Origin of the sequence: Pseudomonas sp. 8BK (assembly GCF_902506475.1) — a bacterium.
Taxonomy (GTDB): domain Bacteria; phylum Pseudomonadota; class Gammaproteobacteria; order Pseudomonadales; family Pseudomonadaceae; genus Aquipseudomonas; species Aquipseudomonas anguilliseptica.
In genome coordinates, this window is record NZ_LR733252.1 from 4,363,498 (window position 1) to 4,385,781 (window position 22,284).

The following is a 22,284-nucleotide window of genomic DNA, read 5'->3' on the forward strand; positions in this document are numbered from 1 at the left end:
CTTAAAGGGGCTGAATCAGCCTTGCTTTTTGGTTACCGACTCGACGATGTGCGACGGAGCCGTATTGTATTTTTTGAATTCCATGGAGTAGCTTGCGCGACCCTGAGACATGGAACGGACGTCGGTCGCATAACCGAACATCTCACCCAGCGGAACTTCAGCACGAATCACCTTGCCGGAGATCGTGTCTTCCATACCCAGGATCATGCCACGACGACGGTTAAGGTCGCCCATCACATCACCCATGTAGTCTTCTGGGGTAACAACCTCTACCGCCATGATCGGCTCGAGCAACTCACCACCGCCCTTCTGGGCCAGTTGCTTGGTCGCCATGGAAGCAGCCACCTTGAACGCCATCTCGTTGGAGTCGACGTCGTGGTAGGAACCATCAAACACGGTAGCCTTCAGGCCGATCAGCGGATAACCGGCAACAACGCCGTTCTTCATCTGCTCTTCGATACCTTTCTGGATCGCCGGGATGTACTCCTTCGGAATCACACCACCCACGACTTCGTTCAGGAACTGCAGACCCTCCTGACCTTCGTCAGCAGGTGCAAAGCGAACCCAGCAGTGACCGAACTGACCACGACCACCGGACTGACGAACGAACTTGCCTTCGATTTCACAGCTCTTCGTGATGCGCTCACGATAAGAAACCTGAGGCTTACCGATGTTGGCTTCGACGTTGAACTCGCGGCGCATGCGGTCGACCAGGATGTCCAGGTGCAACTCGCCCATACCGGAGATGATCGTCTGACCTGTCTCTTCATCAGTTTTGACGCGGAAAGACGGGTCTTCCTGAGCAAGCTTGCCCAGCGCGATACCCATTTTTTCCTGGTCGTCCTTGGTCTTAGGCTCTACGGCAACCGAGATAACCGGCTCCGGGAAGTCCATGCGAACAAGGATGATTGGCTTGTCAGCGTTGCACAGAGTCTCACCAGTGGTGACGTCCTTCATGCCGATCAGGGCCGCGATGTCGCCAGCGCGCACTTCCTTGATCTCTTCGCGGGCGTTTGCATGCATTTGCACCATACGACCCACGCGCTCTTTCTTACCTTTAACCGAGTTGATCACGCCGTCGCCGGAGGCCAACACGCCCGAGTAAACGCGGACAAAGGTCAAGGTACCCACGAATGGGTCGGTAGCGATCTTGAACGCCAGCGCCGAGAACGGCTCGTCATCACTTGCATGACGCTCCATTTCCTCTTCCTCGTTATCCGGGTTGGAACCCTTGATAGCAGGAATGTCGGTAGGAGCAGGCAGGAAGTCGATAACGGCGTCGAGAACCAGGGGAACACCCTTGTTCTTGAAGGAAGAACCGCACACAGCCAGAACGATTTCGCCAGCAATAGTACGCTGACGCAGGGCCGACTTGATTTCAGCAATGGTCAGCTCTTCGCCTTCCAGGTACTTGTTCATCAGCTCTTCGTTGGCTTCAGCCGCAGCCTCAACCATGTTGCTGCGCCACTTCTCGGCCTCTTCCAGCAATTCAGCTGGAATGTCCTTGCGCACAGGGACCATGCCTTTGTCAGCATCGTTCCAATAGACAGCCTGCATGTTGATCAGATCGATCTGACCCTGGAAGTTGTCTTCAGAACCGATAGCCAACTGAATCGGCACCGGAGTGTGACCCAGACGCTGCTTGATCTGACCGATCACGCGCAGGAAGTCCGCACCGGCACGGTCCATCTTGTTGACGTAAACAAGACGCGGAACACCGTACTTGTTGGCCTGACGCCATACGGTTTCCGACTGAGGCTCAACGCCCGAAGTACCGCAGAACACAACAACCGCGCCATCGAGCACACGCAGCGAACGCTCTACTTCAATGGTGAAGTCAACGTGGCCGGGGGTATCGATTACGTTGAAGCGATGCTCATCTTTGTACTGCTTCTCGGAACCTTTCCAGAAGGCGGTGATAGCAGCGGAAGTAATGGTAATACCACGCTCCTGCTCCTGCACCATCCAGTCCGTGGTCGCGGCGCCATCATGCACCTCGCCCATCTTGTGGCTTTTACCAGTATAGAAAAGCACACGCTCGGTGGTCGTGGTTTTACCCGCGTCCACGTGAGCCACGATACCGATGTTACGGTAACGGTTAATCGGTGTAGTACGAGCCATAAAGCCCTCGCAAATTTAGAAGCGCGATAATTAGAAGCGGTAGTGCGAGAAAGCCTTGTTGGCTTCAGCCATACGGTGCACGTCTTCACGCTTCTTAACTGCAGCACCTTTGCCTTCAGCGGCATCCAGCAGTTCACCAGCCAAACGCAGAGCCATAGACTTCTCGCCACGCTTACGGGCGAAATCTACCAGCCAGCGCATGGCAAGAGCATTACGGCGGGACGGACGAACTTCGACCGGAACCTGGTAAGTAGCACCGCCTACACGGCGCGACTTCACTTCGACCAGCGGAGCGATGGCGTCGAGAGCTTTCTCGAAGATTTCCAGGGGATCGCTGTTCTTACGCTCTTTAACCTTGTCCAGGGCGCCATAAACGATACGCTCGGCAACGGCTTTCTTGCCGCTCTCCATCACGTGGTTCATGAACTTGGCCAGGATTTGGCTTCCGTATTTTGGATCGTCAAGCACTTCGCGCTTGGCTGCTACACGACGTCTTGGCATTTGATAAGCCCTCAAACGGTCTTCAGGTTAGCCCGGGACTACATCGTGAGATGGATGCCCGACCTTACTCTTATCGACTCAGAAAAATAGAAACTCGCAATTCAGTACAGAGCGCCGATTACTTCGGACGCTTGGTACCGTACTTCGAACGACCCTGCTTACGGTCTTTAACGCCGGAGGTATCCAGCGAGCCGCGCACGGTGTGGTAACGCACACCTGGCAAGTCTTTTACACGGCCGCCGCGAATCAGAACGACGCTGTGCTCTTGCAGGTTGTGGCCTTCACCACCGATGTACGAGGAAACCTCGAAACCGTTGGTCAGGCGTACACGGCATACTTTACGCAGTGCCGAGTTAGGTTTTTTCGGCGTAGTGGTATACACGCGAGTGCACACACCACGACGCTGCGGGCAGTTCTGCAGCGCAGGTACGTCGGATTTCTCGACGATACGCTTACGCGGCTGACGTACCAGCTGGTTGATAGTTGCCATCTTAAGCTCCACTGTTGTCTTGCGACGCTATTGCCCTACAAACAAAATGGCAGAGCACATGCCCTGCCAAATTTAGGGGTGCATGAGTCTAAAGAGACTCACTGCCCCAGTCAAGACAAAGCCCCGTTAGCAAGCTAGCGGGGCTTTGTACTCAATTGCTGCTGGAGTTCAGCGCTTCGGTCAGTGCGGCTTCCACTTCACTGGCGCTGACACGTACTGGCTGAGCCGCATCACGCTTGCGCTTGCGCTCGCTGTGATAGGCCAGACCGGTACCGGCCGGGATCAGACGACCCACGACCACGTTTTCTTTCAAGCCACGCAGGTAGTCGCGCTTGCCAGTAACCGCCGCCTCGGTGAGAACGCGAGTGGTTTCCTGGAAGGAGGCCGCCGAGATAAACGACTCGGTGGACAACGACGCCTTGGTGATACCCAGCAACACACGGGTGTACTTGGCAACGAACTTGTCTTCTGCAGCCAGACGCTCGTTTTCACCCAGTACCGCGGTCAGCTCCATCTGGTCGCCCTTGATGAAGCTGGAGTCGCCCGACTCAGCCACTTCAACCTTGCGCAGCATCTGGCGCAGGATGGTTTCGATGTGCTTGTCGTTGATTTTCACACCCTGCAGGCGGTACACGTCCTGAATCTCGTTGACGATGTACTTAGCCAGCGCACTGACGCCCAGCAGACGCAGGATGTCGTGCGGATCGCTCGGACCGTCGGAAATAACTTCACCCTTGTTGACCTGCTCACCCTCGAACACGTTCAGGTGACGCCACTTCGGAATCAGCTCTTCGTACGGATCGCTGCCATCGGTCGGAGTGATAACCAAGCGGCGCTTGCCTTTGGTTTCCTTGCCGAACGAGATGGTGCCGCTGATTTCCGCGAGGATCGACGCTTCTTTCGGGCGACGCGCTTCGAAGAGGTCAGCAACGCGCGGCAGACCACCGGTGATGTCACGGGTCTTCGAGGTCTCTTGTGGGATACGAGCGATAACATCACCCACGCCCACCTGAGCACCGTTCGCCACGCCTACCAGGGCGTTAGCCGGCAGGAAGTACTGAGCCGGTACGTCGGTACCTGGCAGCAGCAGATCCTTGCCATCTTCCCCAACCATCTTCACCGCAGGACGGATGTCCTTGCCGGCAGCCGGACGATCCTTCGGATCGAGGACTTCGATGTTGGTCAAACCGGTCAACTCGTCGGTCTGACGCTTGATGGTGATGCCTTCTTCCATGCCCACGTAGGTCACGGTACCTTTCATTTCGGTAACGATCGGGTGGGTGTGCGGATCCCACTTGGCGACGATGGCGCCAGCGTCGACCTTGTCGCCTTCCTTCACCGAAATTACCGCACCGTAAGGCAGCTTGTAGCGCTCACGCTCACGACCGAACTCGTCGGCAATCGCCAGCTCACCGGAACGCGATACCGCGATCAGGTTGCCGTCCAGACGTTCAACGTGCTTCAGGTTGTGCAAACGTACCGCACCGCCGTTCTTCACTTGCACGCTGTCAGCAGCCGAAGTCCGGCTAGCCGCACCACCGATGTGGAACGTACGCATGGTCAGCTGGGTACCCGGCTCACCGATCGACTGGGCTGCGATAACACCAACCGCTTCACCGATGTTGATCTGGTGACCGCGGGCCAGGTCGCGACCGTAGCACTTGGCGCAGATGCCGTAGCGGGTTTCACAAGTGATCGGCGAACGCACGATCACTTCGTCGATGCTGTTCAGCTCGATGAATTCAACCCACTGCTCGTCAACCAGCGTACCGGCAGGCACGATGACTTCTTCAGTGCCTGGCTTGAACACGTCACGGGCGATGACTCGACCCAGTACGCGCTCACCCAGCGGCTCAACCACGTCACCACCTTCAATGTGCGGCGTCATCAGCAAGCCGTGTTCGGTGCCGCAATCGATGGCGGTAACCACTAGATCCTGCGCCACGTCGACCAGACGACGAGTCAGGTAACCGGAGTTAGCAGTTTTCAACGCGGTATCCGCAAGACCCTTACGAGCACCGTGCGTCGAGATGAAGTACTGCAGAACCGACAGACCTTCGCGGAAGTTCGCAGTGATCGGCGTTTCAATGATCGAGCCGTCCGGCTTGGCCATCAGACCACGCATACCGGCCAGCTGACGGATCTGTGCAGCAGAACCCCGCGCGCCGGAGTCGGCCATCATGTACATCGAGTTGAAGGACTCTTGGTCAACGGTCTTGCCTTCGCGATCGACCACTTTCTCTTTCGAGAGGTTGGCCATCATCGCCTTGGACACTTCGTCGTTGGCCTTGGACCAGAGGTCGATCACCTTGTTGTACTTCTCGCCCTGGGTTACCAGGCCGGAGGCGTACTGCGATTCGATCTCTTTAACTTCCTCGGTGGCGGCGTCAATGATGCGCGCCTTCTCATCCGGGATAACAAAGTCGTTCACACCGATCGACACACCGGAGATGGTCGAATAGGCGAAACCGGTGTACATCAGCTGGTCAGCGAAGATCACGGTGTCCTTCAGACCAACGGTGCGGTAGCACTGGTTGATCAGCTTGGAGATCGCCTTCTTCTTCATCGACTGGTTGACCACGTCGTACGACAGGCCATCCGGTACGATCTGGAACAGCAGCGCACGGCCGACAGTGGTGTCGACGATACGAGTGTTCTTGGTGATGCTACCGTCGCGGTCTTTGATCACTTCGTTGATGCGCACTTTTACACGAGCATGCAGCGAGGCTTCGCCACCACGGAAAACCCGGTCAACTTCCTGCAGGTCAGCGAATACGCGGCCTTCACCTTTGGCGTTAACGGCCTCACGGGTCATGTAGTACAGACCCAATACCACGTCCTGCGAAGGAACGATGATCGGCTCACCGTTGGCAGGCGACAGGATGTTGTTGGTCGACATCATCAGTGCGCGCGCTTCCAGCTGGGCTTCCAGCGTCAGCGGTACGTGCACGGCCATCTGGTCACCGTCGAAGTCGGCGTTATACGCGGCGCAGACCAGCGGGTGCAGCTGAATCGCCTTACCTTCGATCAGTACCGGCTCGAACGCCTGGATGCCCAGACGGTGCAGGGTTGGTGCACGGTTGAGCAGCACGGGGTGTTCGCGAATCACTTCGGCGAGAACGTCCCAAACCTCAGGCAGCTCGCGCTCGACCATCTTCTTCGCGGCCTTGATGGTGGTCGCCAGACCACGCATTTCCAGCTTGCCGAAAATGAACGGCTTGAACAGCTCGAGAGCCATCTTCTTCGGCAGACCGCACTGGTGCAGACGCAGAGTCGGGCCCACGGTAATAACGGAACGACCGGAGTAGTCCACGCGCTTACCGAGCAGGTTCTGACGGAAACGACCTTGCTTACCCTTGATCATGTCAGCCAAGGATTTCAGCGGACGCTTGTTCGAGCCGGTGATGGCGCGACCGCGACGACCGTTGTCGAGCAGAGCATCGACCGCTTCCTGCAACATGCGCTTTTCGTTGCGCACGATGATGTCCGGCGCCGACAGATCGAGCAGGCGCTTGAGGCGGTTGTTACGGTTGATCACGCGGCGATACAGATCGTTGAGATCCGAAGTCGCGAAGCGGCCGCCGTCGAGCGGAACCAGCGGACGCAGATCTGGCGGCAGAACCGGCAGAACGGTCAACACCATCCACTCAGGCAGGTTGCCCGAACCGAGGAAGGCTTCCATCAGCTTCAGACGCTTGGACAGCTTCTTGATCTTGGTTTCCGAGTTGGTTTGCGGAATTTCTTCGCGCAGACGGCCAATCTCGTGCTCTAGGTCGATCGCGTGCAGCAACTCGCGAACGGCTTCAGCACCCATGCGGGCGTCGAAGTCATCACCAAACTCTTCGAGGGCTTCGAAGTACTGCTCGTCGTTCAGCAGCTGGCCTTTTTCAAGCGTGGTCATGCCCGGGTCGATAACGACATAGCTCTCGAAGTAGAGAACGCGCTCGATATCACGCAGGGTCATGTCCATCAGCAAACCGATACGGCTTGGCAGCGACTTGAGGAACCAGATGTGGGCAACCGGCGAAGCCAGTTCGATGTGCGCCATGCGCTCACGACGAACCTTGGCCAGTGCAACTTCAACGCCACACTTCTCGCAGATCACGCCGCGATGCTTCAAGCGCTTGTACTTACCGCACAGGCACTCGTAATCCTTTACCGGGCCAAAGATCTTGGCGCAGAACAGGCCGTCACGCTCAGGTTTGAACGTACGGTAGTTGATGGTTTCCGGCTTTTTAACTTCACCGAACGACCACGAACGGATCATCTCAGGCGAAGCAAGACCGATGCGAATGGCATCGAACTCTTCAACTTGACCCTGGTTTTTCAGCAAATTCAGTAGGTCTTTCAAGGCCTTTCCTCCTGGCGGAGCAGAGAGCGGGCTAGGCAGCCCCGCTCTCGATTCGCGTCACGTGTTATTCGGTTTCCAGATCGATGTCGATACCCAGCGAACGGATCTCTTTGATCAGTACGTTGAAGGACTCGGGCATGCCCGGCTCCATACGGTGATCACCGTCCACGATGTTTTTGTACATCTTGGTACGGCCGTTCACGTCGTCCGACTTCACGGTCAGCATTTCCTGCAGGGTGTAGGCGGCGCCGTAGGCTTCCAGTGCCCAGACCTCCATCTCACCGAAGCGCTGACCACCGAACTGCGCCTTACCACCCAGCGGCTGCTGGGTAACCAGGCTGTAGGAACCCGTGGAACGCGCGTGCATCTTGTCGTCCACCAGGTGGTTCAGTTTCAGCATGTACATGTAGCCAACGGTGGTCGGACGCTCGAACTGGTTACCCGTACGACCGTCGATCAGGCGCATCTGGCCGCTTTCTGGCAGGTCTGCCAGTTTCAGCATGGCCTTGATCTCGCTTTCCTTGGCACCGTCGAACACCGGAGTGGCCATCGGCACACCGCCTTTGAGGTTGTTCGCCAGCTTGAGGATTTCCTGATCGCTCAGCTCATCCAGGCTTTCCTGACGACCGCCGATCTCGTTGTAGATCTGCTGCATAAACTTGCGCAGTTCGGCGACCTTGCGCTGCTCTTCGAGCATGCGGTTGATCTTCTCGCCCAGACCTTTGGCCGCGAGGCCCAGGTGGGTTTCGAGGATCTGCCCGACGTTCATACGCGATGGTACGCCCAGCGGGTTCAATACGATGTCCACCGGCGTGCCGTGGATGTCGTGCGGCATGTCTTCGACCGGCATGATCACCGAGACCACACCCTTGTTACCGTGACGACCGGCCATCTTGTCGCCCGGCTGGATGCGGCGACGGATTGCCAGGTAGACCTTGACGATCTTCAGCACGCCTGGAGCCAGGTCATCGCCCTGCTGCAGTTTGCGCTTCTTGTCTTCGAACTTGTCGTCGAGCAGCTGACGGCGATCGGAGATATAGGCCTGAGCCTTCTCCAACTGCTCGTTCAGCGCATCGTCAGCCATGCGCAGCTTGAACCACTGGCCGCGCTCGAGGCCGTCGAGGAACTCATCGGTAACTTCCGCGCCCTTCTTCAGGCCAGCGCCGCCTTCGGCTTTCTTGCCGACCAGGGCGGAACGCAGACGCTCAAAGGTTGCGCCTTCAACGATGCGGAACTCTTCGTTGAGATCCTTGCGGATCTCGTCGAGCTGGCTCTTCTCGATCGACAGGGCACGCGCATCGCGCTCTACGCCGTCACGGGTGAAGACCTGCACGTCGATAACGGTACCTTTGGTGCCAGTCGGCACACGCAGGGAGGTGTCTTTAACGTCAGACGCCTTCTCACCGAAGATCGCACGCAGCAGCTTCTCTTCCGGAGTCAGCTGGGTTTCGCCTTTCGGCGTGACCTTGCCAACCAGAATGTCGCCAGGGCCGACTTCAGCGCCGACATACACGATACCTGCTTCATCCAGCTTGTTCAGTGCCGATTCACCGACGTTCGGGATGTCGGAAGTGATTTCTTCCGAGCCGAGCTTGGTGTCACGGGCCACACAGGTCAGTTCCTGAATGTGGATAGTAGTGAAGCGGTCTTCTTGCACCACGCGCTCGGAGAGGCAGATGGAGTCTTCGAAGTTGAAACCGTTCCACGGCATGAACGCCACGCGCATGTTCTGACCCAGAGCCAGCTCACCCATATCGGTGGACGGACCATCGGCCAGGATGTCGCTGCGCTCAACCTTGTCACCCTTGCTGACCAGCGGACGCTGGTTGATGCAGGTGTTCTGGTTGGAGCGGGTGTACTTGGTCAGGTTGTAGATGTCGACACCGGCTTCGCCAGTTTCTACTTCGTCATCATTGACGCGAACCACGATACGGCTGGCATCGACGGAATCGATCACACCACCGCGGCGAGCCACGACGCAGACACCGGAGTCACGGGCGACGTTGCGCTCCATACCGGTACCGACCAGCGGCTTGTCAGCGCGCAGAGTTGGTACAGCCTGACGCTGCATGTTCGAACCCATCAACGCGCGGTTGGCGTCGTCGTGCTCGAGGAACGGAATCAACGAAGCGGCAACCGAAACTACCTGCTTCGGCGATACGTCCATCAGGGTGACGTCTTCAGGCGCTTTAACGGTGAATTCGTTCAGGTGACGTACGGCTACCAGCTCGTCGACCAGCTGACCTTTGTCGTTCATGGTCGCCGAAGCCTGGGCGATTACGTGATCGGCCTCTTCGATGGCGGACAGGAACACGATCTCGTCGGTAACCAGAGTGTCTTTCACCACACGGTACGGGCTTTCCAGAAAACCGTACTGGTTGGTGCGCGCATAGGCTGCCAGCGAGTTGATCAGACCGATGTTCGGACCTTCAGGGGTCTCGATCGGGCACACGCGGCCGTAGTGGGTCGGGTGTACGTCACGGACTTCGAAGCCTGCACGCTCACGGGTCAGACCGCCCGGGCCAAGAGCCGAAACACGGCGCTTGTGAGTGATCTCGGAGAGCGGGTTGTTCTGGTCCATAAACTGCGAAAGCTGGCTGGAACCGAAGAACTCTTTCACCGCCGCCGCTACCGGCTTGGCGTTGATCAGGTCCTGTGGCATCAGGCCTTCGCTTTCGGCCATCGACAGACGCTCTTTAACCGCACGCTCAACACGTACCAGGCCAACGCGGAACTGGTTCTCGGCCATTTCGCCTACGCAGCGAACACGACGGTTACCCAGGTGGTCGATGTCGTCGACGATGCCTTTGCCGTTACGGATATCAACGAGAGTCTTGAGCACCTCGACGATATCTTCCTTGCTCAGCACGCCCGAACCTTCGATTTCGGTGCGACCGATACGACGGTTGAACTTCATGCGACCAACGGCCGACAGGTCATAACGCTCGGCGCTGAAGAACAGGTTGTTGAACAGGGTCTCGGCGGCATCCTTGGTTGGCGGCTCGCCAGGACGCATCATGCGGTAGATCTCGACCAGCGCTTCCAACTGATTGGTGGTGCTGTCGATCTTCAGAGTGTCGGAGATGAACGGACCGCAATCGATGTCGTTGGTGTACAGCGTCTCGATGCGTACGACCTGAGCCTTGACCACTTTGGCCAGGATCTCGACGTTCAGCTCAGTGTTGCACTCAGCGATGATTTCGCCGGTAGCCGGGTGCACGATGGCCTTGGCCGAGGTGCGACCAATCAGGTAGTCGATCGGCACTTCCAGCTCTTTGATACCGGCCTTGTCCAGCTGGTTGATGTGGCGCGCAGTGATACGGCGGCCCTGCTCAACGATGACCTTGCCCTTGTCGTCCTTGATGTCGAGGACGGCAATTTCACCACGCAGACGCTGCGGAACCAGTTCCAGGTTGAGGGATTCGCCCTTAACGTGGAAAACGTTGGTCGCATAGAACGCCTCCAGCACCTCTTCAGTGCTGTAACCCAGTGCGCGCAGCAGTACGGACGCCGGCAGCTTGCGACGACGGTCGATACGCACGAACACAGCGTCCTTCGGATCGAACTCGAAGTCCAGCCAGGAACCACGGTAAGGAATGATCCTCGCCGAGTACAGCAGCTTGCCCGAGCTGTGTGTCTTGCCACGGTCGTGGTCGAAGAACACACCCGGAGAACGGTGCAGCTGGGAAACGATAACGCGCTCGGTACCATTGATAACGAAGGTACCGTTCTCGGTCATGAGCGGAATTTCGCCCATGTACACTTCTTGCTCTTTGATGTCCTTGATCGCTTTGTTCGACGACTCTTTGTCGAAAATGATCAGACGGACTTTTACCCGCAGCGGTACGGCGAAGGTCACGCCGCGCAGTACGCATTCTTTGACATCAAAAGCCGGCTCGCCCAGGCGATAACCGACATACTCCAGAGCAGCATTGCCGGAATAGCTGATAATCGGGAAAACAGACTTGAAGGCCGCATGCAGGCCAATGTCGCGGAACTGGTCCTTGGTCGCCCCTGCCTGCAGGAATTCGCGATACGAATCCAGCTGGATGGCCAGGAGATAAGGCACATCCATGACATCCGGCAACTTGCTAAAGTCCTTGCGGATACGTTTTTTCTCAGTATATGAGTAAGCCATCAGCGTTCCCCAGCTTGGTCACCTGCTTATTTGGCCCCTCCGACGGGAGTTGCCAGAAACTCTTGCAAACCCTAGGTTTGCGCCGCCACATCGGGCGGGTATTTCGCGCCCCAGGCCAACGAATGATTCGCCGACCTAGAACGGAAAAAGGCCGGTGGCAAAAGCCACCAGCCATCAGCCTTACGCGAGTCGCTTCGGCTGTAGACGCAAGGTCGTCGCTTACTTGAGCTCGACTTTGGCGCCAGCTTCTTCCAAAGCAGCTTTGGCTTTGTCAGCTGCGTCTTTCGCAACAGCTTCCAGAACCATGGCAGGAGCGCCGTCAACCACAGCCTTGGCTTCTTTCAGGCCCAGACCGGTCAGTTCACGAACTGCCTTGATCACGTTAACTTTCTTCTCGCCAGCGTCGGTCAGCATGACGTTGAATTCAGTTTGCTCTTCAACAACAGCGGCAGCAGCAGCTGGGCCAGCAGCGGCAACAGCAGCGGTAACGCCGAAGGTTTCTTCCATTGCTTTGATCAGTTCAACAACTTCCAGAACAGTTTTCTGGCCGATTGCTTCGATGATTTGTTCGTTAGTCAGAGACATGACTTTAAATCCTGTATTGGGGTGACAGCCTACGCAGCCATCAAATTAAACATATGATTTTGAAAGAGTTTTCGATGCCTTAGGCAGCGGAAGCTTCTTTCTGGTCGCGAATGGCCGCCAGAGTACGAGCCAGCTTGCTGGTAGCGCCTTGGATCACGCTCATCAGTTTCGCAATGGCTTCGTCGCGAGTTGGCAGCGAAGCCAACACGTCGATCTCGTTTGCTGCGAGGAACTTGCCCTCGAACGCAGCTGCCTTGATCTCGAACTTGTCCTGACCCTTGGCGAACTCTTTGAAAATACGAGCAGCAGCGCCCGGATGTTCCTTGGAGAATGCAATCAGGGTCGGGCCTTTGAACACGTCATTGAGGACCGAGTACTCGGTGCCTTCAACGGCGCGCTTGAGCAGGGTATTACGTACAACACGTACGTATACGCCAGCTTCGCGGGCCTCTTTACGGAGTCCGGTCATAGCGCCTACAGTCACGCCACGGGCATCAGCCACAACAGCGGACAGGGCGACTTTGGCAGCCTCGTTGACTTCAGCGACGATGGCCTTCTTGTCTTCGAGTTTAATTGCCACGGGTTTAACTCCTGCTTGTTACCGTTTCATCTGGCCGAAGCCGGATGTCGTTTTGGTGTCTGATTCGGTAAGGAACCGGGAGCACCATCTGCGTAGGCTGTTGGTTTAAGGCTTGCACCACCTACGGTCTTGGATAGCCCCCGCAAAGCAGGGACCCCAAAGTATCGAGACAACGCAATCGCTTGCGCTGCCTCTATGTATTACGCGTCGAGCGAGCTTTGATCGATGACCAGACCTGGGCCCATAGTGGTGCTCAGGGTTACGCGCTTGACGTAGATACCTTTCGAAGTCGATGGCTTCAGACGCTTTAGGTCAGAAATCAGCGCTTCAACGTTCTGCTTCAGCTTCTCGGCGTCAAAACCAACCTTGCCAACAGAACCGTGGATGATGCCGTTCTTGTCAGTACGGAAACGCACCTGACCAGCTTTGGCATTCTTCACCGCAGTAGCCACGTCAGGGGTAACGGTACCGACTTTCGGGTTAGGCATCAGGCCACGCGGGCCGAGCACTTGACCCAGCTGACCGACAACGCGCATTGCATCCGGGGAGGCAATAACTACGTCATAGTTCAGGTCGCCGCCTTTCATTTCGGCAGCCAGATCGTCCATACCTACGCGATCAGCGCCGGCAGCCAGAGCAGCTTCAGCAGCTGGCCCCTGAGTGAACACGGCAACGCGAACGCTTTTGCCCGAGCCGTTCGGCAGAACGGTGGCGCCACGTACAACCTGGTCGGATTTACGCGGATCAACACCGAGGTTGACGGCGATATCTACCGACTCAGAGAACTTAACTGCCGACAGCTCAGCCAGCAGAGCGGCCGCTTCAACAAAGTTGTAAGCCTTACCAGCCTCAACTTTCTCAGCGATTGCCTTTTGACGCTTAGTCAACTTAGCCATTACACACCCTCCACGTTGAGGCCCATGCTACGAGCAGAGCCGGCGATGGTGCGCACAGCGGCATCCAGATCAGCGGCAGTCAGATCAGCCTGTTTGGTTTTGGCGATCTCTTCAAGCTGAGCGCGAGTCACAGTACCGACCTTAACGGTGTTCGGACGAGCCGAACCGCTGGTCAGGCCAGCAGCCTTCTTCAGCAGAACCGAGGCAGGGGTGCTTTTGGTTTCGAAGGTGAAGCTACGGTCGCTGTAAACAGTGATGATCACTGGAGTCGGCAGACCAGGTTCCATGCCCTGAGTCTTGGCGTTGAACGCCTTGCAGAATTCCATGATATTCACGCCGTGCTGACCCAGAGCAGGGCCGACGGGTGGCGACGGGTTGGCTTGTGCAGCCTTTACTTGCAGCTTGATATAAGCCGTAATTTTCTTAGCCATGAGCTACTCCAGTTTTGGGTTCTAGCGCCTTGCGGCTCCCCAGTTATTGCCTATTTATCCCAGTGACGACAAAACCCCGCAGCCCAAGGCTGCGGGGTAAGGGATGCTTATGTCAGTTATGCCTTTTCGACCTGACTGAACTCCAGCTCGACCGGTGTAGAGCGACCAAAGATAGTCACTGCAACCTGAATGCGGCTCTTTTCGTAATTCACTTCTTCAACAACACCGCTGAAATCGGCAAACGGACCATCGATCACGCGCACCATCTCGCCCGGCTCAAACAATGTCTTCGGCTTAGGCTTGTCGCCACTATCGGCAACGCGACGCAGAATGGCATCAGCTTCTTTCTCGGTGATCGGCGCAGGCTTATCTGCAGTACCACCAATGAAACCCATGACACGCGGGGTATTCTTGATCAAGTGCCAAGTCGCCTCGCTCATCTCCATCTGCACCAGCACATAGCCAGGGAAGAACTTGCGCTCGCTCTTGCGCTTCTGGCCATTCCGCATCTCTACTACTTCTTCAGTAGGAACCAGAATCTCACCAAAAACATCTTCCATACCTGCGAGCTTTACGCGCTCTATCAACGAGCGCATAACATGCTTCTCGTAACCCGAGTAAGCATGCACAACGTACCAACGCTTAGCCACGGGACACCCTTAGCCGACAATCAACGAAACAAGCCAACCAAGCAGGGAATCTAAACCCCACAACAACAGCGCCATAACCAGAACAACAGCCACAACGATCAGCGTTGTCTGCGTGGTTTCCTGGCGAGTTGGCCAAACGACCTTGCGAATTTCAACGCGAGCTTCTTTTGCCAACACCCAAAAGGCCTGACCTTTTGAGGTTTGCAGGGCAACCGCACCTGCCAATGCTGCAACAACCAGCAAAGCCAGAACGCGATACAGAATAGGCTCAGCAGAGAAATACTGATTACCGACTACGCCTGCGATTACCAGAGCAGCAACTACGAGCCACTTAAGCAGATCGAAGCGAGAGTCTTTGGCTTCAGCCTTAACATTCATCTACTAGTATCCTGTAAAAAGACGCGCCAAATTCTAGGGAAAATGGCAGGTCAGGAGGGAATCGAACCCCCAACCTACGGTTTTGGAGACCGTCGCTCTGCCAATTGAGCTACTGACCTAAAAACAGAATCAGGCCGACCATTATGCCGGCCCGATTAAAACAGATCAATCGATTACGCGATGATCTTGGCTACGACGCCGGCACCGACGGTACGACCGCCTTCACGAATGGCGAAACGCAGGCCTTCCTCCATTGCAATGGTCTTGATCAGAGTGACAGTCATCTGGATGTTGTCACCTGGCATTACCATCTCAACGCCTTCCGGCAGTTCGCAGTTACCAGTTACGTCAGTCGTACGGAAGTAGAACTGAGGACGGTAGCCCTTGAAGAACGGAGTGTGACGACCGCCTTCTTCTTTGCTCAGCACGTACACTTCTGCAGTGAAAGTAGTGTGCGGCTTAACCGAACCCGGCTTGACCAGAACCTGGCCACGCTCTACGTCGTCACGCTTGGTGCCACGCAGCAGAACGCCGCAGTTCTCGCCAGCGCGACCTTCGTCGAGCAGCTTGCGGAACATTTCAACACCAGTACAAGTGGTCTTGGTGGTGTCACGCAGACCAACGATCTCGATTTCTTCCTGGATCTTGACGATACCGCGCTCGATACGGCCAGTTACCACGGTGCCACGACCGGAGATCGAGAATACGTCTTCGATTGGCATCAGGAACGGCTTGTCGATCGCACGAACCGGCTCTGGGATATAGCTATCCAGAGTTTCAACCAGCTTCTTAACAGCGCTAGTGCCCATTTCGTTGTCGTCTTGGCCGTTCAGCGCCATCAGAGCGGAACCGATGATGATCGGAGTGTCGTCACCTGGGAAATCGTAAGTGCTGAGCAGGTCACGCACTTCCATTTCCACCAGCTCCAGCAGCTCGGCGTCGTCAACCATGTCAGCCTTGTTCAGGAACACGACGATGTACGGAACACCTACCTGACGGGACAGCAGGATGTGCTCACGGGTTTGCGGCATCGGACCATCAGCGGCCGAGCAAACCAGGATAGCGCCGTCCATCTGCGCAGCACCGGTGATCATGTTTTTTACGTAGTCGGCGTGACCTGGGCAGTCAACGTGTGCGTAGTGACGCACGGACGAATCGTATTCAACGTGAGCGGTGTTGATGGTGATACCACGTGCTTTTTCTTCTGGGGCGCTGTCGATCTTGTCGAAGTCAACCTTGGCCGAACCGAATACTTCGGAGCAGACGCGGGTCAGAGCAGCGGTCAGAGTGGTTTTACCGTGGTCAACGTGACCGATGGTGCCTACGTTGACGTGCGGCTTGCTACGCTCAAACTTTTCTTTAGCCATTTTGACTGCCTCCCAGAGAAGAATTGACCAGGTATCACCGCCATAAAACAAAGGCAGATACTCGCATATCTGCCTTTATCAAATGGAGCTCATGAGCGGACTTGAACCGCTGACCTCACCCTTACCAAGGGTGTGCTCTACCAACTGAGCTACATGAGCGAAACACACTGCAAGAACAACAATGCTGGAGCGGGTAGCGGGAATCGAACCCGCATCATCAGCTTGGAAGGCTGAGGTTCTACCACTGAACTATACCCGCGGAGCCTGCAGCTCTCGCTAAATCTGGTGGAGGGAGAAGGATTCGAACCTTCGAAGTCGATGACGTCAGATTTACAGTCTGATCCCTTTGGCCACTCGGGAATCCCTCCAAACGGGGCGGCATTCTCATTCTATGCCGACCTACTGTCAAGCAATTTCTCATTAAAAAACCTGAGGTTAGCTACTTTGACAGCAACTTCGCAGATCACTTGTTAGCGCCAGCCTGCGAAGCGGGCGCCATTCTATGCATTCTATTGAGGGCTTGCAACCCCCTCACAAGGCATTAATTGATGTTGTAAGCCTTTGAAGTCAAAAGCCAAACGCTGCAGCAAGGAATCATCTGCCAGACGTCGGCTTTGCGGCGAAATACGCACCCAGAAACTGCGGTGTGCGCGCGTTAGCTCACGCAAAGACGGCTCATACCCAGCATCGCGCAAGCGCTGCATGACACTCTGCGCCGAATCACTACGCGGAAATATCCCCAAAGAAATCCCATTGGCCAAATCTCCCTGGGTAATGATGTAGCTATCAATTTTTCTCGCCTGCAGCTCACGCAATTGGCGCAACGACGCTTGCCGAGAAGCCAAAGGCGGCAGGTATACCCAGTAATCGACCCCAGCCGCCGCGTCCATACTTTGCACCCGCGACTGAATATCCAGGCTCAGCAAACGCTGCTCGACGGCAGACGCATCTGCCCTCAACTCAAAACTACCAAGAAACAGGCAAACCGCTTCAACAGACTGAACCTCTGCTGCCTCTCGCCGCGGCGGCGCACTTGACTCACTGAGCAGGCGAATATCGCGCTTACTATCTTGCGCCATATTCAGCGGTGCAATTTCAGTAACCCGCAACGGCGCCTGCTGCTGATGCCAGACGTAATAGAACAGATTCAGCACAACCAACCACAAGAACATCCAGCGCATGCATGACCTCAATCTATGGGGCAAGCGATCGCCAAGCCGATGAATACCAGATCCGGCACAACCCTCGCCCCCGGAATAACATCCATCACTAAAGGGGCATCCCCACCCGTGAGAAAAACATCAATATCGCCCCCCAGCAGCTCAGCCGCCATGGCCACCTGAGCGGTGACAAACCCTCGCAGCATCAACAAGCATCCCCGCTCAACCGCCTCAGCAGTAGCGCGCCCCGGCACCAAGCTCTCCAACGCCTTGGCCGCCTCATCCCGGTCATAGCGCGTTCTTCGCGTATGGGTTCGCAACTGCGTGCGCATCAACGGCACACCAGGACAGATAAACCCGCCCAAATGCGCACCATCCACCATCACGAAATCCGAAGTTACCGCAGTGCCAAGGTCGATAACTAACACTGCCTTGCGCGATAGCTGGTAAGCCGCCACCACTGCGAGCCAGCGATCAAGCCCAAGACGCTCATACTCCCCATAGCCGTTACGCACGCCGAGCAAGGACACAGCAGGACGAGCAACACGACACCGGACAGCAAACATCTGCTCAATCAGCGAAATCAGCTGCGCAGTCTCATCATCACTACGCACACTCACCAACCGACAGGCGCGCAACTGCACCGCTTGCTCGCGGACAACATCTATAAGCACTTGATCCGATTCAACGACGCCACCTACGCTCGAGGAGGATTGGTCATCACTGAGTAAACGCCACTTGATAAAGGTATTACCGCAGTCGAGCTCAAGAATCATCACGCAACCTCAGACTAAGCTCACCACCGCTAAAGCTTCGCTCAAGCCCATTCATACGAAGACGAATGGCGCCAGAATGATCCACCCCTAAAACCTCCCCCTCGATAGGCTCACCGCCAGCCGTTAACGCAACCGATCGCCCCTGCCAAAGGTGACAAGCCTGCCACTCATCCTGCAAAGCAGCGAACCCCTCACGCAGCTGTATATCCAGATAGCGTGATAACTGGCGGTTCAACTCACCAGCCAGCTCATTGCGATTCAACAGACGACCCAGCTCCGCACGCATAGAAGTCCAAGGCTGACCGATAGCGCCAGGCTCTGCTGCGAGCATATTTACATTCAAGCCAATCCCGATGACCACATGACACACGTCAGCGGGATCACCAGACAGTTCTAACAGGATGCCTGCCAACTTGCGCTCGCCAACCAGAACATCATTAGGCCACTTCAACCCGGCTTCAACCACGCCAAAACCGCGAATAACCTGCAGCAGCGCCAAGCCGACAGCAAGACTCATGCCCTCAAGCTGACGCATACCGCCTTCAACACGAACAACCAGGCTGTAATACAGATTCTCGCCGAAAGGACTTACCCAGCTACGCCCCCGCCGCCCCCGACCACTGGTTTGTCGCTCAGCAAGCACGTAGTACGGCAACGATTGCGCCGCAGGCAAAAGCCGCAACGCCTCTGCGTTGGTCGAGTCCACACTGGGCATAACACACGCACGCCAGCGCGGCGCATCCACTTGAGCAGTCAGCCAATCCGCATCCAACAACTGCAGTGGCGTCGCCAGTCGGTACCCTCGCCCGCGCACCTTGTGCAACGGCAACGACAGCTCTGCCTGCAGAGCCTGCAGTTGCTTCCACACAGCAGAGCGACTGACGCCCAGCGCAGCCCCGAGCGCCTCACCGGAGTGGAAGCGCCCGTCCTGAAGAAGCCTTAACAATGCAAGCATGTGAGCCCCGCCTAGCAATAAGGCACGCATAATAACGACGCGCCGTTTAGTTGCCTATCAGAGGCGCACCTGCGCCTGGTTTGTTTTCACGGCGCAAAGTAAAACCCCCGACCAGTTTCCTGATCGGGGGTTTTGGTATAGGTGCTTGACGATGACCTACTCTCACATGGGGAAACCCCACACTACCATCGGCGATGCATCGTTTCACTACTGAGTTCGTATGGGAACGGGTGTGACCTCTTCGCTATCGCCACCAAACCTGATGGAGAGAATGTTCTCTCAAAACTAGATAACAATGTTCATTTTTCACATTAGAATATAGGTTAAGTCCTCGATCTATTAGTATCTGTCAGCTCCACGTGTCACCACGCTTCCACCTCAGACCTATCAACCTGATCATCTTTCAGGGATCTTACTTCCTTGCGGAATGGGAAATCTCATCTTGAGGGGGGCTTCATGCTTAGATGCTTTCAGCACTTATCCCGTCCGCACATAGCTACCCAGCGATGCCCTTGGCAGAACAACTGGTACACCAGCGGTGCGTCCATCCCGGTCCTCTCGTACTAAGGACAGCTCCTCTCAAATTTCCTGCGCCCGCGACGGATAGGGACCGAACTGTCTCACGACGTTCTGAACCCAGCTCGCGTACCGCTTTAATGGGCGAACAGCCCAACCCTTGGGACCGACTACAGCCCCAGGATGCGATGAGCCGACATCGAGGTGCCAAACCTCCCCGTCGATGTGGACTCTTGGGGGAGATAAGCCTGTTATCCCCGGGGTAGCTTTTATCCGTTGAGCGATGGCCCTTCCATGCGGAACCACCGGATCACTAAGCCCGACTTTCGTCCCTGCTCGACTTGTAGGTCTCGCAGTCAAGCTCCCTTGTGCCTTTACACTCTGCGAATGATTTCCAACCATTCTGAGGGAACCTTTGGGCGCCTCCGTTACATTTTAGGAGGCGACCGCCCCAGTCAAACTGCCCACCTGACACTGTCTCCCTGCCCGATAAGGGCAGCGGGTTAGAAGGTCAATACAGCCAGGGTAGTATCCCACCGATGCCTCCACCGAAGCTAGCGCTCCGGTTTCTAAGGCTCCTACCTATCCTGTACAAGCTGTACCAACATTCAATATCAGGCTGCAGTAAAGCTCCACGGGGTCTTTCCGTCCTGTCGCGGGTAACCTGCATCTTCACAGGTACTATAATTTCACCGAGTCTCTCGTTGAGACAGTGCCCAGATCGTTGCGCCTTTCGTGCGGGTCGGAACTTACCCGACAAGGAATTTCGCTACCTTAGGACCGTTATAGTTACGGCCGCCGTTTACTGGGGCTTCAATTCGCACCTTCGCTTACGCTAAGCGCTCCTCTTAACCTTCCAGCACCGGGCAGGCGTCAGCCCCTATACTTCGCCTTACGGCTTCGCAGAGACCTGTGTTTTTGCTAAACAGTCGCCTGGGCCTATTCACTGCGGCTTCTCGGGGCTTTAACACCCTAAGAAGCACCCCTTCTCCCGAAGTTACGGGGTCATTTTGCCGAGTTCCTTAACGAGAGTTCTCTCGATCACCTTAGGATTCTCTCCTCGCCTACCTGTGTCGGTTTGCGGTACGGGCACCTCTCACCTCGCTAGAGGCTTTTCTTGGCAGTGTGGAATCAGGAACTTCGCTACTAAATTTCGCTCGCCATCACAGCTCAGCCTTCACGGGAAACGGATTTGCCTATTTCCCAGCCTAACTGCTTGGACGCGGATATCCAATACCGCGCTTACCCTATCCTCCTGCGTCCCCCCATTGCTCAAATGGTGAGGAGGTGGTACAGGAATATCAACCTGTTGTCCATCGCCTACGCCTTTCGGCCTCGGCTTAGGTCCCGACTAACCCTGAGCGGACGAGCCTTCCTCAGGAAACCTTAGGCATTCGGTGGACGGGATTCTCACCCGTCTTTCGCTACTCATACCGGCATTCTCACTTCTAAGCGCTCCACCAGTCCTTCCGGTCTGACTTCACTGCACTTAGAACGCTCTCCTACCACTGTTCGTAAGAACAGTCCGCAGCTTCGGTGATACGTTTAGCCCCGGTACATTTTCGGCGCAGAGTCACTCGACCAGTGAGCTATTACGCACTCTTTAAATGGTGGCTGCTTCTAAGCCAACATCCTGGTTGTCTAAGCAACTCCACATCCTTTTCCACTTAACGTATACTTTGGGACCTTAGCTGGCGGTCTGGGCTGTTTCCCTTTCGACTACGGATCTTATCACTCGCAGTCTGACTCCCAAGGATAAGTCATCGGCATTCGGAGTTTGACTGAATTCGGTAACCCGGTAGGGGCCCCTAGTCCAATCAGTGCTCTACCTCCGAGACTCTTACCTTGAGGCTAGCCCTAAAGCTATTTCGGAGAGAACCAGCTATCTCCAGGTTCGATTGGCATTTCACCCCTACCCACACCTCATCCCCGCACTTTTCAACGTGCGTGGGTTCGGGCCTCCATTCAGTGTTACCTGAACTTCACCCTGGACATGGGTAGATCACCTGGTTTCGGGTCTACGACCACGTACTCATGCGCCCTATTCAGACTCGCTTTCGCTGCGGCTCCGCATCTTCTGCTTAACCTTGCACGGGATCGTAACTCGCCGGTTCATTCTACAAAAGGCACGCCATCACCCGTTAACGGGCTCTGACTACTTGTAGGCACACGGTTTCAGGATCTATTTCACTCCCCTTCCGGGGTGCTTTTCACCTTTCCCTCACGGTACTGGTTCACTATCGGTCACTAGGGAGTATTTAGCCTTGGGAGATGGTCCTCCCGGATTCCGACGGAATTTCACGTGTTCCGCCGTACTCAGGATCCACTCTGGAGAGAACAACATTTCAGTTACAGGGCTGTTACCTTCTTTGGCGGGCCTTTCCAGACC

General features: G+C 56.0%; 15 protein-coding genes, 4 tRNA genes and 2 rRNA genes. All 21 read right to left on the reverse strand.

Going from position 1 to position 22,284, the window contains the following annotated elements:
• Window positions 1–15: 15 nt before the first annotated feature.
• Window positions 16–2,121, reverse strand: a complete 2,106-nt coding sequence (gene fusA / locus ACIN8IBEIGE_RS20430; protein WP_160016252.1) for an elongation factor G — start codon at window positions 2,119–2,121, stop codon at window positions 16–18.
• Between the two features lie 30 nt (window positions 2,122–2,151).
• The gene (gene rpsG / locus ACIN8IBEIGE_RS20435; RefSeq protein WP_010490886.1) at window positions 2,152–2,622 is read right to left on the reverse strand and encodes a 30S ribosomal protein S7; all 471 of its coding nucleotides are present in this window, start codon (window positions 2,620–2,622) and stop codon (window positions 2,152–2,154) included.
• A gap of 118 nt (window positions 2,623–2,740) precedes the next feature.
• Complete coding sequence (gene rpsL, locus ACIN8IBEIGE_RS20440; RefSeq protein WP_003463319.1) at window positions 2,741–3,112, reverse strand: 30S ribosomal protein S12; 372 nt, start codon at window positions 3,110–3,112, stop codon at window positions 2,741–2,743.
• 151 nt (window positions 3,113–3,263) lie between these two features.
• Window positions 3,264–7,463: a DNA-directed RNA polymerase subunit beta' gene (gene rpoC, locus ACIN8IBEIGE_RS20445; protein WP_160016253.1), complete on the reverse strand. Its 4,200-nt coding sequence runs from the start codon at window positions 7,461–7,463 to the stop codon at window positions 3,264–3,266.
• Window positions 7,464–7,527: 64 nt separating this feature from the next.
• The gene (gene rpoB, locus ACIN8IBEIGE_RS20450) at window positions 7,528–11,601 is read right to left on the reverse strand and encodes a DNA-directed RNA polymerase subunit beta (RefSeq protein ID WP_160016254.1); all 4,074 of its coding nucleotides are present in this window, start codon (window positions 11,599–11,601) and stop codon (window positions 7,528–7,530) included.
• Between the two features lie 219 nt (window positions 11,602–11,820).
• A complete protein-coding gene (rplL, locus tag ACIN8IBEIGE_RS20455) occupies window positions 11,821–12,186 on the reverse strand; it encodes a 50S ribosomal protein L7/L12 (RefSeq protein WP_160016255.1) in 366 nt (121 codons plus the stop codon).
• 79 nt (window positions 12,187–12,265) lie between these two features.
• Window positions 12,266–12,766, reverse strand: a complete 501-nt coding sequence (gene rplJ, locus ACIN8IBEIGE_RS20460) for a 50S ribosomal protein L10 (RefSeq protein ID WP_160016256.1) — start codon at window positions 12,764–12,766, stop codon at window positions 12,266–12,268.
• Between the two features lie 200 nt (window positions 12,767–12,966).
• Window positions 12,967–13,662: a 50S ribosomal protein L1 gene (gene rplA, locus ACIN8IBEIGE_RS20465; RefSeq protein WP_160016257.1), complete on the reverse strand. Its 696-nt coding sequence runs from the start codon at window positions 13,660–13,662 to the stop codon at window positions 12,967–12,969.
• Entirely contained in the window at window positions 13,662–14,093 is a 432-nt protein-coding gene (gene rplK, locus ACIN8IBEIGE_RS20470; RefSeq protein WP_084307133.1) for a 50S ribosomal protein L11, read from the reverse strand. The genes rplA and rplK overlap by 1 nt, the downstream gene beginning before the upstream one ends.
• Before the next feature lie 116 nt (window positions 14,094–14,209).
• Window positions 14,210–14,743, reverse strand: a complete 534-nt coding sequence (gene nusG, locus ACIN8IBEIGE_RS20475) for a transcription termination/antitermination protein NusG (protein ID WP_160016258.1) — start codon at window positions 14,741–14,743, stop codon at window positions 14,210–14,212.
• A 9-nt stretch (window positions 14,744–14,752) separates the two neighbouring features.
• Entirely contained in the window at window positions 14,753–15,121 is a 369-nt protein-coding gene (gene secE, locus ACIN8IBEIGE_RS20480) for a preprotein translocase subunit SecE (RefSeq protein ID WP_160016259.1), read from the reverse strand.
• A 43-nt stretch (window positions 15,122–15,164) separates the two neighbouring features.
• A tRNA-Trp gene (locus ACIN8IBEIGE_RS20485) sits at window positions 15,165–15,240 on the reverse strand.
• Window positions 15,241–15,294: 54 nt separating this feature from the next.
• Window positions 15,295–16,488, reverse strand: coding sequence for an elongation factor Tu (gene tuf, locus ACIN8IBEIGE_RS20490; protein ID WP_160016251.1), 1,194 nt, complete (start codon window positions 16,486–16,488; stop codon window positions 15,295–15,297).
• 83 nt (window positions 16,489–16,571) lie between these two features.
• Window positions 16,572–16,647, reverse strand: a tRNA-Thr gene (locus ACIN8IBEIGE_RS20495).
• A 26-nt stretch (window positions 16,648–16,673) separates the two neighbouring features.
• Window positions 16,674–16,747, reverse strand: a tRNA-Gly gene (locus ACIN8IBEIGE_RS20500).
• A gap of 24 nt (window positions 16,748–16,771) precedes the next feature.
• A tRNA-Tyr gene (locus tag ACIN8IBEIGE_RS20505) sits at window positions 16,772–16,856 on the reverse strand.
• Between the two features lie 141 nt (window positions 16,857–16,997).
• Window positions 16,998–17,669, reverse strand: coding sequence for an SPOR domain-containing protein (locus tag ACIN8IBEIGE_RS20510; RefSeq protein ID WP_160016260.1), 672 nt, complete (start codon window positions 17,667–17,669; stop codon window positions 16,998–17,000).
• A gap of 8 nt (window positions 17,670–17,677) precedes the next feature.
• Window positions 17,678–18,424: a pantothenate kinase gene (locus ACIN8IBEIGE_RS20515; protein ID WP_160016261.1), complete on the reverse strand. Its 747-nt coding sequence runs from the start codon at window positions 18,422–18,424 to the stop codon at window positions 17,678–17,680.
• Entirely contained in the window at window positions 18,414–19,379 is a 966-nt protein-coding gene (birA, locus tag ACIN8IBEIGE_RS20520) for a bifunctional biotin--[acetyl-CoA-carboxylase] ligase/biotin operon repressor BirA (protein WP_160016262.1), read from the reverse strand. Before birA ends, ACIN8IBEIGE_RS20515 begins: the two co-directional genes overlap by 11 nt.
• Before the next feature lie 143 nt (window positions 19,380–19,522).
• Window positions 19,523–19,637: ribosomal RNA gene (gene rrf, locus ACIN8IBEIGE_RS20525) — 5S ribosomal RNA — on the reverse strand.
• 61 nt (window positions 19,638–19,698) lie between these two features.
• A 23S ribosomal RNA gene (locus ACIN8IBEIGE_RS20530) occupies window positions 19,699–22,284 on the reverse strand; the annotation flags it as partial.

Bases quoted from the DNA above. Each gene is read 5' to 3' on its own strand.
- fusA (WP_160016252.1), bottom strand. From the start codon at position 2,121: ATGGCTCGTACTACACCGATTAACCGTTACCGTAACATCGGTATCGTG.
- rpsG (WP_010490886.1), bottom strand. From the start codon at position 2,622: ATGCCAAGACGTCGTGTAGCAGCCAAGCGCGAAGTGCTTGACGATCCA.
- rpsL (WP_003463319.1), bottom strand. From the start codon at position 3,112: ATGGCAACTATCAACCAGCTGGTACGTCAGCCGCGTAAGCGTATCGTC.
- rpoB (WP_160016254.1), bottom strand. From the start codon at position 11,601: ATGGCTTACTCATATACTGAGAAAAAACGTATCCGCAAGGACTTTAGC.
- rplL (WP_160016255.1), bottom strand. From the start codon at position 12,186: ATGTCTCTGACTAACGAACAAATCATCGAAGCAATCGGCCAGAAAACT.
- rplA (WP_160016257.1), bottom strand. From the start codon at position 13,662: ATGGCTAAGTTGACTAAGCGTCAAAAGGCAATCGCTGAGAAAGTTGAG.
- rplK (WP_084307133.1), bottom strand. From the start codon at position 14,093: ATGGCTAAGAAAATTACGGCTTATATCAAGCTGCAAGTAAAGGCTGCA.
- secE (WP_160016259.1), bottom strand. From the start codon at position 15,121: ATGAATGTTAAGGCTGAAGCCAAAGACTCTCGCTTCGATCTGCTTAAG.
- tuf (WP_160016251.1), bottom strand. From the start codon at position 16,488: ATGGCTAAAGAAAAGTTTGAGCGTAGCAAGCCGCACGTCAACGTAGGC.
- ACIN8IBEIGE_RS20510 (WP_160016260.1), bottom strand. From the start codon at position 17,669: ATGCGCTGGATGTTCTTGTGGTTGGTTGTGCTGAATCTGTTCTATTAC.
- ACIN8IBEIGE_RS20515 (WP_160016261.1), bottom strand. From the start codon at position 18,424: ATGATTCTTGAGCTCGACTGCGGTAATACCTTTATCAAGTGGCGTTTA.
- birA (WP_160016262.1), bottom strand. From the start codon at position 19,379: ATGCTTGCATTGTTAAGGCTTCTTCAGGACGGGCGCTTCCACTCCGGT.